Below are 16375 nucleotides of genomic sequence, written 5' to 3'. Positions count from 1 at the left end.
CTACCCTCCCGCCCCGGAAAGCGGCCGGATCGGAAAGAAGTGGAGCCGCAATTTCAGTGCGGCGCTCCCGCATCGATCGAATAGGCGCTGATGCGCGACAGATGGATGAAGGAAAGGCCGGTCTCCTCGGCCCAGTCGTTGAAGGCCTTCTGGATCGGCGGCTGGTCCTTCTTCGCCGTGCCGGAGGCAGACAGCGGCACGCCGGCCGATCTTAGGCAGGCAAGCACATCCATCGTCGCAACGAAGCTGTCGCGGCCGATGCCCCGCAGGAAATATTGTCCGGTCATGCCGCCGAGCCGGCTGCCGCGTTTGCTCAACAGCTCGAGGAGGCCGATCTGATCTTCCCGCGGCCAGTCGGCGAAGAAGACGCCGGCGCTGCCGTATTCCCTCGCCAGCTCCCTGACGAAAGCGGCATTGGTGCGAACCGACATGATCTTCGCGCCGTTGCGGATGATCCGCTCGTCCGATGTCAGCTCATGCCAATAATCGTCGGGCGCGATATTCAGCATTGCCGGATCGAAACCGGAAAACGCCGCTTCGAAACCCGGCCACTTCGCATCGATCACCTTCTGGACGAAGCCGCTGTAGAAGATGCGCCGGGTCATGTCGGCAAGAATGCGGTCGTCGGGCATGGCGCGCAGCCTCTCGTGATCCGGCCGATGCTTTTCCAGCAAGGCCTGCAGCGCCGCCGCGCCGCCTTTCCGCTGTTCCGCACGTTGCCTTATCGCCTCGAAACTGATCATCCCGGCGCCCCTCCTCTGGCATTCCCGAACTGCGGCCCAAATTTTACCGATCGAAAGACGCCGGCACTTATACCCCGTTCCACGATGGACAAGGAAGGGGAGATGACGTCTCGTGCCTTCGGGCTTTTGATCGTCCGCAGGTTCGCCGCCCGCGAATTTTTTCGAGAAAGATGGCGAAGCTGCAGAATTTGACGTTTACGCAAACGTCAATATTTTGTAAGACAGTGCCCGAGGCCGGTGCGACCCGGTCAGTCGAATGGAGGAATTCGCAACATGCCAGTCTACAAGGCCCCGGTGAACGATACGCTCTTCGTCCTGAACGACGTGCTGGGCCTCGAACGCTACAACAATCTGCCGGGTTTTGCCGATGCGACGCCTGACATGATCGAGGCGATTCTCGGCGAGGCCGGAAAGGTTGCCGAGGAGGCGCTCTTCCCGGTGAATTATTCCGGCGATCAGGAAGGCTGCCATCGCAACGACGATGCCAGCGTCTCGACGCCGAATGGCTTCACAGAAGCTTACAAGGCTTATCGCGAAGGCGGCTGGATCGGCCTTGCGGTGCCGGAGGAATTCGGCGGGCAGGGGCTTCCCTATACGCTGCATTGCGCCGTCGGCGAATATACTTCTGCCGCCAACATGTCGCTGATGATGTATCCCGGCCTGACGCAGGGCGCGATCGCCGCGATCCTCGTCCATGGCACGCAGGAGCAGAAGGACACCTACCTGCCGAAGATGGTCGACGGCTCCTGGTCGGGCACCATGAACCTGACCGAGCCGCATTGCGGCACCGATCTCGGCATGCTGCGCACCAAGGCGGTGCCGCAGTCTGACGGCAGCTACAAAATATCAGGCCAGAAGATCTTCATCTCCGCCGGCGAACACGACCTGACCGACAATATCGTCCACCTGGTGCTCGCCCGCATCGAAGGCGCGCCCGAGGGCACCAAGGGCATCTCGCTGTTCATCGTTCCGAAATTCCTGGTCGGCAAGGACGGCGCGTCCGGCGCCCGCAATGCCGTTTCCTGCGGCGCGATCGAACACAAGATGGGCATTCACGGCAACGCTACCTGCGTGATGAACTATGACGAAGCGACCGGCTTCCTGATCGGCGCCGAAAACCGCGGCCTCAATGCCATGTTCGTGATGATGAACGAGGCTCGGCTGATGGTCGGCTTGCAGGGCATCGCCATTTCCGAGATCGCCTATCAGAACGCCGCCGCCTATGCCCGCGACCGCATCCAGGGCCGCTCGCTGTCCGGCGTCAAGGCGCCGGACAAGAAGGCCGATCCGATCATCGTCCATCCGGATATCCGCCGGACGCTCATGACCATCCGCGCCTTCAACGAAGCCGGCCGCGCCTTCCTGCTGTGGACCGCGCTGAAATCCGATATCGCCCACCGCGCCACCGACGAGAAGGAGCGCCAGACGGCCGACGACGTTCTCGGCCTCGTCACCCCGATCCTCAAGGGCGTGATGACCGACAAGGGCTTCGACCATGCCGTCATGGCCCAGCAGGTCTTCGGCGGCCACGGCTATATCGAAGAACACGGCATGAGCCAGTATGTGCGCGATGCCCGCATCGCCATGATCTATGAAGGCGCCAACGGCATTCAGGCGCTCGACCTCGTCGGCCGCAAGCTCGCCTTGAACGGCGGCCGCGCCGCCATGGCCCTCTTCAAGGAGATCGGCGATTTCTGCGAGGAGAACCGCAGCGACGAAAAACTCTCCTTCTTCACCAAGCATCTGAAGAAGGGCTTGAACGACGTCCAGGGCGCGACCATGTGGTTCATGCAGAATGCCATGGCCAAGCCCGACAATGCCGGTGCCGGCTCGACCGACTATATGCATCTCTTTGGTCTCGTCGTCCTCGGCTATATGTGGGCAAAGATGGCGAAAGCCGCAGAGGACGGCCTTGCCTCCGGCGATGGAGCCCGCGAGGATTTCCTGAGGAATAAGCTGATCACGGCGAAATTCTTCATGGAGCGCATCATGCCGGAAACCGCCCTTCGCAAGGCCCGCATCGAAGCCGGCGCCGACACGATGATGGAGCTGGCAGCGGAAGCGTTTTAATTGAGGTTCCCCCTTCTCCCCAGCGGGGAGAAGATGTCCGAAGGACAGATGAGGGGGTGAGCGACGAAGGAGCGAACGGCCGCGCGCAAGCAAGGCCGAGTTTGCCGCGAGCGCCCCCTCATCCGACCTTCGGCCACCTTCTCCCCGAGGGGAGAAGGGGAGTTGAAATTCACCGGCGCCGCCGCGCCGTCAGGGAGACGAGACAATGACCGAGGTTTTCATTTACGATCACGTCCGCACGCCGCGCGGCCGCGGCAAGAAAGACGGCGCCCTGCATGAAGTGCCGTCCGTCCGCCTTGCGGCCAAGACGCTGGAAGCGATCCGCGACCGCAACGGGCTCGACACCACGACGGTCGACGACATCATCATGGGCTGCGTCGATCCGGTGATGGATGCCGGCGCCGTCATCCCCAAGGCCGCCGCCTTCGAAGCCGGTTATTCCACCAGGGCGCCCGGCATGCAGATCTCCCGCTTCTGCGCCTCCGGCCTTGATGCCGTCAATTTCGGCGCCGGCAAGATTGCCCAAGGCGCCGACGACATCGTCATCGCGGGCGGTGTCGAAAGCATGTCGCGCGTCGGCCTCGGCATGTCGGGGGGCGCCTGGTTCATGGACCCCTCGGTGAATTTCCCGGCCTATTTCATGCCGCAGGGCGTATCGGCCGATCTCATCGCCACCAAATACGGTTTCAGCAGGACCGATGTCGACGCCTACGCGGTCGAGAGCCAGAGGCGCGCTGGACATGCCTGGGAGCAGGGTTGGTTCGACAAGTCGGTCGTCCCGGTCAAGGATCAGAACGGCCTGACGATCCTCGATAAGGATGAGCACATGCGCCCGGGCACCGATATGCAGGCGCTCGCTTCCCTCAATCCGTCCTTCCAGATGCCCGGCGAGATGGGCGGTTTCGAGGCCGTCGGCATCCAGGCGCATCCTGAGATCGAGCGCATCAACTATGTCCATCATGCCGGCAATTCTTCCGGCATCGTCGATGGCGCAGGCGTCGTGCTGCTCGGCTCGAAGGCGGGTGGCGAGAGCATGGGTATCAAGCCGCGCGCCCGCATCAAGGCCTTCGCCAATATCGGCTCCGATCCGGCCCTGATGCTGACCGGTCCGGTCGATGTCACCGAGAAGCTGTTGAAGCGGACAGGCATGAGCCTTGCCGACATCGACCTCTTCGAGCTGAACGAGGCCTTCGCCGCCGTCGTGCTGCGCTACATGCAGGCCTTCGACATCGACCACGCCAAGATCAACGTCAACGGCGGCGCCATCGCCATGGGCCACCCGCTCGGCGCCACCGGCGCGATGATCCTCGGCGCGGTGCTCGACGAGCTCGAACGCCGCGACCTCAATACCGCGCTGGTAACACTCTGCATCGGCGCCGGCATGGGCACGGCGACGGTTATCGAACGCGTTTGATCGGATCTGAACCCTCCCTTCTCGGGGAGGGGCTTCACCGCAAGAGAATTCAGGGAGAGGAATTCCCAAGATGAGCACCTACACCAATTTCACGCTCGAAACCGACGCCGATGGCATCGCTCTCGTCACCTGGGACATGCCCGGCAAATCGATGAACGTTTTCACCGCCGAGGTGATGGAAGAGCTCAACGCCATCATCGACGCAACGACTGCTGACGCTGCCGTCAAGGGCGTCGTCTTCACCTCGGGCAAATCCTCCTTCTCCGGCGGCGCCGACCTGTCGATGATCAAGTCGATGTTCGGCTCCTATCAGGAGGAGAAGGCAAAGAGCCCGGAGACGGCCGTTCAGACGCTTTTCGGTCTCGTCGGCCGTATGTCCGGCCTGTTTCGCAAGCTCGAAACCTCGGGCAAGCCCTGGGTTTCGGCCATTAACGGCACCTGCATGGGCGGCGCTTTCGAACTGTCGCTCGCCTGCCACGGCCGTGTCGCCTCCAATGCCAAGAGCGTCAAGATCGCGCTGCCCGAGGTCAAGGTCGGCATCTTCCCCGGTGCCGGTGGCACCCAGCGTGTGCCGCGCCTCGCCAATGCCCAGGATGCGCTGCAGATGATGACGACCGGCCAGTCGCTCAGCGGCTCGCGCGCCAAGGCGATGAACCTCGTGCATCAGGTGGTCGAGCCGGATCAGCTGATCCCTGCCGCCAAGCAGATGATCAAGGATGGCCTGAAGCCCGTCGCCCCCTGGGACGAGAAGGGCTTCAAGCTGCCGGGCGGCGGCATCTGGACGCCGGCCTCCGCCCAGCTCTGGCCGGCCGCTCCGGCGATCCTGCGCCGCGAAACCTCCGGCAATTATCCCGCTGCGCTCGCCATCCTGAAATGCGTCTATGAAGGCCTGCAGGTGCCGTTCGACACGGGTCTCAAGATCGAGCAGCGTTATTTCACCGAGGTGCTGCAGACCCGCGAAGCTTTCTCGATGATCCGTTCGCTGTTCATCTCGATGCAGGAGCTCGGCAAGGGCGCCCGCCGCCCCGCCGGCATTCCCAAGACGGAACTGAAACATGTCGGTGTCGTCGGCGCCGGCTTCATGGGCGCGTCGATTGCCTATGTCACCGCCGCCGCCGGTCTACCGGTGACGCTGATCGACCGCGACATGGAGGCCGCCGCCAAGGGCAAGGCCGTCTGCGAAGGCCTCGTCAAGGATTCCGTCGGTAAGGGAAGGTTTATGCAGGACGAGGCCGCAGCGCTTCTTGCCCGCATCACGCCGTCCGCCGACTATGCCGGTCTCGCCACTGCCGATCTCGTCATCGAGGCGGTGTTCGAGGATCGCGAAGTGAAGAAATCGGTCATCGAGGCGGTTGAAGCCGTGCTGCCTGACGGGGCGATCTTCGCCTCCAATACCTCCACCCTGCCGATCACGGGCCTGGCGAAGAATTCGAAGCGCCCGGCCGATTTCATCGGCATCCACTTCTTCTCGCCCGTCGAAAAGATGATGCTGACCGAGGTCATCCTCGGCAAGGAGACAGGCGACAAGGCGCTCGCCGTCGCGCTCGATTATGTCGCCGCCATCAAGAAGACGCCGATCGTCGTCAACGACACCCGCGGCTTCTTCGTCAATCGCTGCGTGCTGCGCTACATGTCGGAAAGCTACGACATGCTGATCGAGGGCGTGCCGCCTGCAATGATCGAAAATGCCGCCAAAATGGCCGGCATGCCGGTCGGTCCCCTGGCGCTCAACGACGAGGTCGCCATCGACCTGTCGCTGAAGATCCTCAAGGCCACCGTCGCCGATCTCGGCGAGAAGGCCATCGACCCCAGGCACATGGAGTTGATCTCCCGCATGGTGGAAAAGGAGGGCCGCTTCGGCCGCAAGAACTCCAAGGGCTTCTACGACTATCCGCCGAAACCGGCGAAGAAGTCGCTTTGGCCCGAGCTCAAGGACTTCTATCCGCAGAAGACGGCGGATGAGGTCGATGTCGCGGTGCTGAAGCAGCGCTTCCTTGTCACCATCGCGCTCGAAGCCGCCCGCACCGTCGAGGAAGGTATCGTCACTGATCCGCGCGAAGCCGACGTCGGCTCGATCCTCGGCTTCGGTTTCGCGCCCTATACCGGCGGGGCGCTGAGCTATATCGACGGCATGGGTGTAAAGGCTTTTGTCGAACTGGCTGAGAAGTTAGCGTCGGCTTACGGAGATCACTTCAAGCCGACGCCGCTGCTGAAGGACATGGCCGTCAAGGGCGAGACGTTTTATGGGCGGTTCGATCCCTATGCGAGGATGGGGGCGGCGGCGTAAGTCGTTTTCGCGGTGTGGGTTTTACGGGACGGTTTTTGCCGTTGTGCGGTGTAGGCCCCTCTGCCCTGCCGGGGCCCGGCAGGGCAGAGGGCGGCGGCCACGGTACGACGTTCAAAAAATGCTCCACCAAGCTGAACTCGACTTTTCCATGTTGCGGCCTTGTCACGGACACAATTCCCGATTAAACATTCTCGCATCGATCTTGCTAGATGAACTTTGAAACGGCGTTCGCGTCGTTCCTGGCGACTTTCCTCCAAAATCGGTTTTCATCGCCGCTTGGGCTTTGCCCGGGCTGCAATCTTCTATGAGCGATTCGAAAAGGATATCGTCATGAACACAGGTACCGTTAAGTGGTTCAACGCAACCAAGGGCTTCGGCTTCATTCAGCCGGATGACGGCGCAGCCGACGTTTTCGTCCACATCTCGGCCGTTGAGCGCGCCGGCATGCGTGACCTCAAGGACGGCCAGAAGCTGTCCTACGATCTCGTCCGCGACAACAAGTCCGGCAAGATGTCGGCAGACCGCCTCCAGGCGGCCTGAGCCTTTAAGGCTTTGAATATCATCTCCGGACCGTGACCACGGATGTACTGGCACGGCTCGTTGAGATGGCAGGGAAGGTCGGGTTAGCCCGGCCTTTTTTTGTGTCTGGCTGGTCGCTGTGCTCGCGGGCAAAAGCGACAAAAGTCTTGCGTTGTGCCGCGGCGCCCCCTCTGCCCTGCCGGCCATCTCCCCCACAGGTGGGGAGATCGGCAAGCAGCCTGATCACCGGACCTCTCTAGCGTCTTGCCGTAACGGACAGGGTAGGGGAAGCCAGCGCGCCCAGCCAATCTCCCCACCTGTGGGAGAGATGCCCGGCAGGGCAGAGGGGGGCGACCGACAATCTTTCGCCGACCTGAATGCGTCGTTGGACAACTTGCCTCGCAAGACAGGTAAGCCGCTCAACCTCCAGCTGCCTCATTCCGCCTCCAGCATCGCCATCACCCGCGCCATCACCGCCCGCGCCGCATCGAGTTCGGCCGATGTAAAGGCGGCGCCGAGCCCATCCGCCCATCCGGCCTGGGCCACCTCGATCACCCCCAGCCGGGCGTCCCCTTCCGTCGTCAGCCGCACCAGCTTGGCTCGCCGGTGCTCCGGATTGTCGGCATAGGCGATCAGCCCTTCGCTCTCCAGCACATCGGCAAGCCGCTGCACACCCTGGCGGGCGAGGCCGAGCGCACGGGCGATCTGCGCCACCGACATGTCGCCGCGCCGCGCCGCCGCCAGCACCTGCCAGCGCGCGCTCGTCTGTCCCGCGGGCTTTGCCAGCCGGTCGCCCGCCGCCGTCAGATGGCCGGCGAGGCGAAGGGCCGTGATCGCGAGAGCTGAAAAGGCATCCCCTTCCATCGTTCGCTCCGGTCGATTTTGTTTGACAATATGTTGTCGATTCTGTATCTCATCCATAGTGACAACATATTGTCATATACCGATGACTGATGCAACGCCGAAGGAGGAACGCACCGTGAAGAAGACCTACAAGGGAAGCTGCCATTGCGGCAAAGTGCACTACGAGGTGGACATGGATCTCGCGGAGGGGACCGGCCGCTGCAATTGCTCGATCTGCGCCAAGCGGCGCTATTGGGGCGCCAACGTCAAGCCGGAGGATTTCCGGCTGATGTGCGACGAGGCGGAGATGGCAGACTACCAGTTCAACACGATGAGCGGCCATCACCGCTTCTGCCGCACCTGCGGTGTAGCCGCCTTCGGCGACGGTTATGTCGAGGCGATCGGCGGAGCCTATGTCTCGATCAACATCGCCTGCCTCGACGATATCACCCCTGAGGAACTGGCGGCCTTGCCCGTCCGTTATTCCGACGGCAGGCACGATGCCTGGTGGAACGAGCCGGCGGTGACGAGTTATCTCTGAAGCAATTCCAACGGTTTTGCGTCCGCAATTGCGCCAGCGAATGCACGCTTGTCGGATCGTCGCCCTCCCGTTCGTCCTCTGTCCATAACGGAAAAGGAGAACGACCGTGAACGATGAAGGGAAGATCAGGATCGAGGAAGAGGCGATCATCGCCATGCTGATGATGCGGGCAAAGGCGCTCGGCGAAAAGAACGCCGCGGAGGTGCTTTCCTATGAGGCCGAGGATTCCGTCGAATTTTCGCTGGCGCCGCCGCTCGTCTCCACCGGCAAGGACGAGGCGGGTCTGCAGGCGTGGTTCGACACGTGGGAAGGCCCGATCGGCGGCGAAGTGCGCGATGCCAAATTGACGGTCGGCGGCGATGTCGCCTTCTGGAGCGGTCTCCTGCGCATGACCGGGACCAAGACCGATGGCACCGAGGTCGACCTCTGGTTCCGCCAGACCCTCGGCCTCGTCAAGCAAGACGGGCATTGGATCGTCGCTCACCAGCACGCCTCGGTGCCCTTCGCCATGGATGGCAGCGGCCGCGCATTGCTCGATCTTAAGCCGTGACGTGGACCTCGGATGTCAGGCGGCATTCTCCGCCGTCTTCCGACGGCCGGCACGTATTCCCATGATCCCGACGCCCATCAACAGCAGGATCGCCGTCGCATAGATATCGGTCGTCAGGCCATAGCCGGCCGATTTCGCCAGGAAGCCGGCAAGGATCGCCGGCAGGCTGAAGGCGAGATAGCTCTGGACGTAGAAGGCAGCAAGCAGGCCGGCGCGCTCGTCCGCTTTGGCGAGCGGCATGATGGTGCCGATCGCGCCGAGGAAATTGGTGCCGAAACCGGCACCGGTGAAGACAGTGCCGATCAGCAGCAGCGGCACATTGGCAAGATGCACGCCGGCGACAACCGTCAGGATGCCGAGCGTCTTGGCCGACACGCCAAAACCGAGATTGGCCGATGCCGTCTTGCCGCGCCTGAGATAGACGGCGATCGCGCCGCTGACCATCAGCGCGGTCACGACAGCCCCGCCCGTCAGCGGCGCCTTGCTGCCGGTCGTGCTGGCGACCAACGACGGCACCAGCGAAAGATAGAAGCCGGCGAGCGTCCAGTTGGCGATGTTGATCGGCGTCACCAGCGAGAGCGGCCGTTTGACCTGCGGGGGAATGGCGACCCTGGGGATCAGCGAGCCGAGGGCGCCCGGCCGCCTGCCGCCGGTCTCGCGGGTCAGCCAGATGGCGGCTGCCAGCAGTGTGAAGGCAAAAAGCAGCAGCGCATAAATGAGGTGCATCGGAAAAGGGCCATATTGGATCAGGGCGCTGGTGCCGACCGCGCCGACCGCCATGCCGCAAAGCGGCGCGATCGAATTGACGATCTGCCCCTTGGCCCGGTCGACATCGACGAGAGCGGCGCCGAGCGCGGCGCCGGCAATCCCGGTCGCAACACCCTGCACGATCCGCGCCGCAATCAGCCAGCCGGGGCCGCTGGCGATGACGAAGAGGCTCATGGCGGCGATTTCGAGCACCAGGGCGAAAAAGATCACCGGTTTGCGGCCGAGATGGTCGGAGATCGAACCGGCGGTCAAAAGTGCTGCCAGCAGCGCGAAGGCGTAGACGGCGAAGACCACGGTGATCAGCACCGGCGAGAGCGAGAAGGTCTCCTGATAAATCCGGTAGAGCGGCGTCGGCGCGGCGGAGGCGCCGAAGAAGGTGGCGAGCGTCAGCGCATGAAAACCGATCGAGGGGCGCGACGCATTCTCTGTGGATTTGGCTGCTGCGACCATATATAAGCCCCTTAAAGCTAAGCCGTTGCGTTAGCTCCATGTAGGGCGAATGCATCGTAAAGGCAAACTATTTGCGTTTATGGTTCTGTCAAAGATTTTGAACCATAAGTGTTGGGGGCGGGCGCAGGAATGGCAGCGAAAGAGAATCTCCGGCCGGGCGGCAGAAGCGCCCGGGTTCAGGCCTCGGTGCACAAGGCTGTCCGCGAGCTCCTAGCCGAGATGAACCGCGCGGAGGTGACGATCCCGTTGATCGCTGCTAGGGCGGGTGTGACGCCGTCGACGATCTATCGCCGCTGGGGTGACCTGCAGGAGCTTCTCGCCGACGTTGCCGTCGAGCGGCTGCGCCCGGATATGCAGCCGGTCGATGCCGGCAGCGGCAAAGCCGATCTCGAAGCCTGGGCCGAGCAATATGCCGAGGAAATGTCCTCCGGGCCGGGCCGCGAGATGATCCGCGACGTGTTGGCGGCGCAGGCAGGCGCAAATGCCTGCAAATGCTGCGAATATACCCGCCAGCAGATCGCCGTCATCGCCGAGAGGGCAAAGGCGCGCGGTGAGGCCTTTCCCGATGTCGACCGCGCCATGGATGAGCTCGTGGCGCCGATCATGTATCGCATCCTGTTCGGCGATGTGCCGGATGCCGCGCGGGTGCGTGCCCTGGTGGCGCGCGCCATGCAATCTGCGAGCTGAGCCTACTCCGCGGCCGCGCGTTTCAACCCGGAAATCTGGGTGATGTAGGCGCGTAGCGCCGCCGGCCGCACCGGCTTGTGCTGGACGGCGATGTCGTGCCGCTCGGCCTCGCCGCGCACCTCCGGCGTGCGGTCGGCGGTAACAAGCAAGGCGGCGATATCGGCGCCGAACTGCCGGCGCAGATGCAGGATCGCGGCGATGCCGGTTCCGTCGTCGAGATGATAATCGGCAATGGCGAGATCCGGCGGTCCGTCACGGCCGTCGCCTGCGATCACATCGGCCAGGCAATGCACCGCCGTCACCTCGCAGCCCCACCCGCTCAGCAGCAACCGCATGCCTTCGAGGATTTTCGGCTCGTTGTCGATGCACAGCACCTTCAGCCCCTTGAGCGGCTGTGACGGTCGGTCGGCAGGCGCAATGGCCGCGACGGCTTCGGCCGGGCGCGAGATGTCGAGCGGTATGGCGATGCGGAATTCCGTGCCCCTGCCATGCGTCGACTGCAGCTCGACCGGATGGTTGAGCACGCGGGCGATGCGGTCGACGATCGAAAGGCCGAGTCCGAGGCCGGAAGCGGTTTTCGCCCCTTCGTCCAGCCGCGCGAATTCCTTGAACACGGTGCGGAATTTCGACGGCGGAATGCCGATGCCGGAATCGATCACCTGGATGATCACCTGATTGCCGCGCCGCCGCGCCCCGACCAGCACCTTGCCGGTGATCGTGTATTTGATGGCGTTGGAAACGAGGTTCTGCACCAGCCGGCGCAGAAGGTTGGGGTCGGAGCGGACGCGCAGCGATGTCGGCATAACCACCAGCTTCAGCCGCTTTTCCCGGGCGATCGGCGCAAAATCGGTCTCGATCCGCTCCAAGAGGTCGGAAAGCGCGACGGAGGCGAGCCGCGGCCGCATGGCGCCGGTATCGAGCCTGGAGATATCGAGCACCGCGCCGAGAATGGTTTCGACCGATTCCAGCGCGGAGTCGATGTTGCGCACGATCGGGCTGTTGTCCGATTGCGCCATGCGCTCGACCAGTGCGGAAGAATAGAGCCTGGCGGCGTTGAGCGGCTGCAGGATGTCGTGGCCGGCGGCGGCAAAAAAGCGGGTCTTGCCGATGTTCGCCTCGTCGGCCGCGGCCCGCGCCTCGGCGAGTTGGCGGTTGACGCGGGTAAGCTCGGCCGTGCGTTCGGCGACGCGCTGCTCCAGCGTCTCGTTCGCCTGCTTCAGGGCCTGGTCGGCGTTGACGCGCTGGGTGATGTCGGTGAAGGTGGCGACGATGCCCTTGTCGGGCATGGCGTTGGAGCGCACCTCGATGATCCGCTCGCCGCCGCCGAGCACCAGCGAGAAGGGCTTGTCGAGCGTCAGGAAGTGCCGCACCGTCTGTTGCTGATCGCCGGGCGCGATGTCGCCGCGCTGGCTGAGAATGGTGACGATCTCGGCGAGGGGAAAGCCGACCTGACCGGCATTCTCAGGCAGATCGAGCAATTGCCGGAAGCGCCGGTTCCAGATGGTCAGCCGGTTGGAACTATCGAAGACGGCAATGCCCTGGTCCATCTGCGACAGCGCGGTCTGCAGCATGTCCTGGTTATATTGCAGCGCCTCGCTCGCCTGGTCGAGCAGCCAGGCGGTGTCGGAAGAAGCATCCTCGATCTTCTGCAGGATCAGTGACAGCACCAGGCGGGCCGAGGATGAGCCGATGGCGCTGCCGAGCAGCTGTTCGCTGAAATGGATCAGCGCCATGTCGGCCGGCTGTTCGTCCTCCAGCTTGCGGCCGGAGCCTTGCTCATAGGTCGTCAACGAGCGCTGCATGCGCTCCTCGCCGAGATAACGCGAGATCGCTGCCTTGAGGTCGCCGACGCTGATGCGGGTCTTCCAGCCGCGCGTGGCAAATTGCGAACGCGAGTGGCGCTTGACGAAGATGCCGGCCTGGATGCGTTCCAGCGGCCTGGCATTGCGGGTGAGCGAGCCGACGATGACGAAGGCGGTATTGACGAGCAGGCTCATCACCGTCGCATTGACCAGCGGATCGGCGTCGGGCGCGGTAAACAGCGTCGCGCCGGGGAAGATGAAGCCGAGCACGGCGCTTGCCACATAGGAATAATCGGGGCCGCCGAGCGAGGGCAGGAACAGCAGATAGACCCAGATGACGAAGCCGGACGTCAGCCCGAGGATGGCGCCGCGCGCATTCGCCCGCCGCCAGATCAGCCCGCCGAACAGGGCAGGGGCGATCTGCGCGATCGCAGCGAAGGAGAGAAGGCCGATCGAGGCAAGGCCGGCCGTGCTGTCGGTCGAGCGGTAATAGGCATAGCCGAACAGCAGCACGGCGAAGATGGCGCTGCGGCGGATGTTGAGCAGCGTCTTGGCGAAATCGTCGCGCTGGCCGGTGCGGCCGGCGAGTTTGCGCCTGAGGAAGATCGGCATGATGATGTCGTTCGACACCATGATCGACAGCGCCACGGAATCGACGATGACCATCGCCGTTGCGGCAGAAAAGCCGCCGATGAAGGTGATCAGTGTGACCACAGGCATCTCGCCGGCCAGCGGCAGCGACAGCATGTAGAAATCGGCATTGCCGGCGCCGCCGAAGGTCAGCAGCCCGCCGATCGCCACCGGCAGTACGAAGAGATTGATCGCGACGAGATAGGTGGGAAACAGGAAGCCCGCGAGTTTCAGCTGTTTCGCCGTCCGGTTTTCCACGACCGTTACGTGGAATTGCCGCGGCAGCAGGATGATGGCGAAAGCCGACAGCATGATCAGGGTGATCCAGCGGCTGATCGGCGTATGGTAATTCAGCGCCGACATGACCAAGCTGTTTTCGACGGTCTTCTGCCAGAGATCGGCGGGACCGTCGAAGAGAAACCAGATGACGCAGACGCCGGCCGTCAGGAAGGCGACCAGCTTGACCACCGATTCCATCGAGACGGCAAGGATGAGGCCGTCCTGGTGTTCCGTCGCATCCGTATGCCGCGTGCCGAACATGACGGCGAAGCAGGCAAGCACCAGCGTCGCGGCGAGTGGCAGGTCGAGGAAGTAGAGATTGCCGCTGCCGATGCCGTAATCGGACGGATTGACCATGGCGCTGACGGTGCTGGAGATCGCCTTCAGCTGCAGCGCGATATAGGGAATGGTGCCGATCAGCGAGATCAGCGCGACGATGGTGGCGACCGTCGGGTTCTTGCCGTAGCGCGCGGCGACGAAATCGGCGACCGAGGTGAGCTTCTCCGCCTTGGCAAGCTCGATGATGCGGCGAAGCAGCGGCATGCCGAGGGTGAAGACCAGAATGGGACCGATGTAGATGCCGGCAAATTCCAGGCCGCGTTGCGCGGCAAGCCCGACGCTGCCGAAATAGGTCCAGGAGGTGCAGTAGATCGCCAGGCTCAGCGCATAGACGACGGGCCATCCGCCTTCCAGCGCACCCGGGCCGCGGTTCTTGCGGTCGCCATAGCTGGCCACGGCGAAAAGCAGCAGCAGATAGCCGAAGGCAGACGCGAATATGACCCAGCCTGGAAGCATTGACTCTCCGCCGGCGAGAAGCCGCCGGCACCTCCCGCAATGCAGGTGAGCTTAAGTCATTTCAGGAGCCTTGAAAATTCCCGCCGGTCTACGCCTTAAGTCAAAGGCTGCACGGCGGGCTTCGGCCCGATTATTGCGATTTGCAATTGATTAATTGCAATGAAGATGTAGCTAATGAAAACAACTGCATATCTCTGAAATGGATCGAAGGGAGACGGATCGGATGCTCAATGAGTTCAAGGCCTTTATCGCCCGCGGCAATGTCATGGATCTTGCGGTCGGCGTCATCATCGGCGGCGCCTTCGGCGGCATCGTAAAATCTTTGGTCGATGACCTTATCATGCCGATTGTCGGCGCCATTATGGGCGGCTTCGATTTTTCGAATTACTTCCTGCCACTGTCCTCGGCCGTTAACGCGCCCACACTTGCCGCCGCCCGCGCCCAGGGCGCGGTATTTGCCTATGGCAGCTTCCTCACCGTTCTCATCAACTTCCTGATTCTGGCCTGGATCATCTTCCTGATGGTCAAGGGCGTCAATTATCTGCGCCTGCAGGTCGAGCGCCAGGAAAAGGCCGCACCGGAAGAGCTGCCCCCACCGCCGGCGGATGTTCAGCTGCTGACGGAGATCCGCGATCTCCTCGCCACGCGCCCGGCGGTCTGACCGGGCCTGCGGCCTGCCGATCCGGCCGGCCGCATCCATCACGAAAATCGATATGCCATCACTGGATATCATAGGATTTGCCGGCATAAATCTTCTATGAAGGCGGAAACCGGAGATATGCATGTCGATCATGAACAGCCTCAGTCCGCGCGCCGTAGCGGCGCCCGAAAGCGGGATCGTCGAAGTCGTCAATTATGCCCGCGGCCGGCAAGGCCTGCTGCCGCTCTGGGTGGGTGAAGGTGATCTGCCAACGCCCGATTTCATCAGCCGGGCGGCGATGGAGGCGCTTGCCGCCGGCGAAACCTTCTACACCTGGCAGCGCGGCATTCCCGAGCTTCGCCGGGCGCTGTCGGATTATTACTTCAGGCATTTTTCCGTCCGACTGCCGGTCGAGCATTTCTATGTCACCGGCTCCGGCATGCAGGCAATCCAGCTTTCGGTGCAGGCGCTGACCTCGCCCGGCGACGAATTCGTCTATCTCACCCCGGCCTGGCCGAATATCGCCGCGGCGCTCGAAATCGCCGGCGCGCGCGCCGTCGGCGTCGAACTGCAGTTCGAGGGCGGCAAATGGGGGCTCGATCTCGACCGCCTCGCAGCCGCGATCACGCCAAAGACCCGGGGTCTTTTCATCAATACGCCCTCGAACCCGACCGGCTGGACCGCGACCCAAAAGGATCTCGGCGAAATCCTCGCCCTTGCCCGCAAACATGATCTCTGGATCATGGCGGATGAAATCTACGCGCTCTATCACTTTGCCGGCGGCCGAGCGCCCTCCTTCCTCGACATCATGGAAGAGGGCGACAAAATCATCTTCGTCAATTCCTTCTCGAAGAACTGGTCGATGACCGGCTGGCGCGTCGGCTGGATCGTCGCTCCGCCCGAGATGGGACAGGTGCTCGAAAACCTCATCCAATATTCGACATCGGGCGTGGCGCAGTTCATGCAGAAGGGCGCCGTCGCGGCGCTCGATCAAGGCGATGATTTCGTGCGCGCCAACATCGCCAAGGCCGCCCGTTCCCGCGACATCCTCTGCGATGCGCTGATTGCCACCAACCGCGTCGAGACGCTGAAGCCGGACGGCGCGCTCTATGCCTTCCTGAAGATCGACGGGGTTACCGACAGCCGCAGGGCCGCCATCGACATCGTCGACAAGACGGGTGTCGGTCTCGCCCCGGAACCGCTTTCGGCGCCGGTGGCGAGCTGTTCCTGCGCGCCTGTTTCCTGCGCGACCCCGGCCAGATAGCGGTCGCTGCCGAGCGTCTCTGCGATTATATCGTCAAACTCTGAGAGGGCCGGCGAGGACGCGCGCCGGGCCGATTTTGCGCCGGAACGGCCG

Annotated in this window: 12 protein-coding genes and 1 pseudogene; 9 read left to right on the top strand and 4 right to left on the bottom strand. The window is 63.1% G+C overall.

Translation table 11 applies throughout. From position 1 onward, the window contains the following. Positions 1–53: 53 nt before the first annotated feature. A complete protein-coding gene (locus MHI61_RS20710; RefSeq protein ID WP_239790323.1) occupies positions 54–743 on the bottom strand; it encodes a DNA-3-methyladenine glycosylase I in 690 nt (229 codons plus the stop codon). A gap of 273 nt (positions 744–1016) precedes the next feature. Here MHI61_RS20710 and MHI61_RS20705 point away from each other — a divergent pair, with 273 nt between their 5' ends. From MHI61_RS20705 to MHI61_RS20690, 4 genes are all read left to right on the top strand, one after another. Further along, complete coding sequence (locus MHI61_RS20705; protein ID WP_239790322.1) at positions 1017–2813, top strand: acyl-CoA dehydrogenase C-terminal domain-containing protein; 1797 nt, start codon at positions 1017–1019, stop codon at positions 2811–2813. A gap of 205 nt (positions 2814–3018) precedes the next feature. Continuing rightward, on the top strand, positions 3019–4227 hold the full coding sequence (locus MHI61_RS20700) for an acetyl-CoA C-acetyltransferase (protein ID WP_239790321.1): 1209 nt from the start codon (positions 3019–3021) through the stop codon (positions 4225–4227). Between the two features lie 70 nt (positions 4228–4297). Further along, entirely contained in the window at positions 4298–6514 is a 2217-nt protein-coding gene (locus tag MHI61_RS20695; RefSeq protein WP_239790320.1) for a 3-hydroxyacyl-CoA dehydrogenase NAD-binding domain-containing protein, read from the top strand. A 330-nt stretch (positions 6515–6844) separates the two neighbouring features. After that, positions 6845–7054 carry a cold-shock protein gene (locus MHI61_RS20690; protein WP_011423929.1) on the top strand — a complete coding sequence of 70 codons (210 nt, stop codon included), beginning with the start codon at positions 6845–6847 and terminating at the stop codon, positions 7052–7054. A gap of 414 nt (positions 7055–7468) precedes the next feature. On the opposite strand, the gene MHI61_RS20685 is transcribed toward MHI61_RS20690, so the two are convergent. Then, entirely contained in the window at positions 7469–7897 is a 429-nt protein-coding gene (locus tag MHI61_RS20685; protein WP_239790319.1) for a MarR family transcriptional regulator, read from the bottom strand. Between the two features lie 115 nt (positions 7898–8012). On the opposite strand from MHI61_RS20685, the gene MHI61_RS20680 reads away from it, so the two are divergent. Together MHI61_RS20680 and MHI61_RS20675 are read left to right on the top strand one after the other, a co-directional pair. Beyond that, positions 8013–8417: a GFA family protein gene (locus MHI61_RS20680; RefSeq protein WP_239790318.1), complete on the top strand. Its 405-nt coding sequence runs from the start codon at positions 8013–8015 to the stop codon at positions 8415–8417. Between the two features lie 154 nt (positions 8418–8571). Beyond that, positions 8572–8967, top strand: coding sequence for a nuclear transport factor 2 family protein (locus MHI61_RS20675; RefSeq protein ID WP_239792884.1), 396 nt, complete (start codon positions 8572–8574; stop codon positions 8965–8967). Positions 8968–8982: 15 nt separating this feature from the next. On the opposite strand, the gene MHI61_RS20670 is transcribed toward MHI61_RS20675, so the two are convergent. Next, positions 8983–10185, bottom strand: coding sequence for an MFS transporter (locus MHI61_RS20670; protein WP_239790317.1), 1203 nt, complete (start codon positions 10183–10185; stop codon positions 8983–8985). A 129-nt stretch (positions 10186–10314) separates the two neighbouring features. On the opposite strand from MHI61_RS20670, the gene MHI61_RS20665 reads away from it, so the two are divergent. Further along, positions 10315–10872 (top strand): TetR/AcrR family transcriptional regulator, encoded by a 558-nt coding sequence (locus MHI61_RS20665; protein ID WP_239790316.1) that lies wholly within the window; start codon positions 10315–10317, stop codon positions 10870–10872. A gap of 2 nt (positions 10873–10874) precedes the next feature. On the opposite strand, the gene MHI61_RS20660 is transcribed toward MHI61_RS20665, so the two are convergent. Further along, positions 10875–14378 (bottom strand): PAS domain-containing hybrid sensor histidine kinase/response regulator, encoded by a 3504-nt coding sequence (locus MHI61_RS20660; protein ID WP_239790315.1) that lies wholly within the window; start codon positions 14376–14378, stop codon positions 10875–10877. A 223-nt stretch (positions 14379–14601) separates the two neighbouring features. Between MHI61_RS20660 and mscL the strand changes: the two genes are divergently transcribed. Beyond that, positions 14602–15039, top strand: coding sequence for a large conductance mechanosensitive channel protein MscL (gene mscL, locus MHI61_RS20655; protein WP_239790314.1), 438 nt, complete (start codon positions 14602–14604; stop codon positions 15037–15039). Between the two features lie 121 nt (positions 15040–15160). After that, positions 15161–16326, top strand: a pseudogene (locus MHI61_RS20650) (pyridoxal phosphate-dependent aminotransferase). Positions 16327–16375: the final 49 nt, after the last annotated feature.

This window comes from Rhizobium sp. K102 (genome assembly GCF_022385315.1).
Classification (GTDB): Bacteria; Pseudomonadota; Alphaproteobacteria; order Rhizobiales; family Rhizobiaceae; genus Rhizobium; species Rhizobium croatiense.
This window is presented reverse-complemented; position numbering and strand designations above follow the sequence as displayed.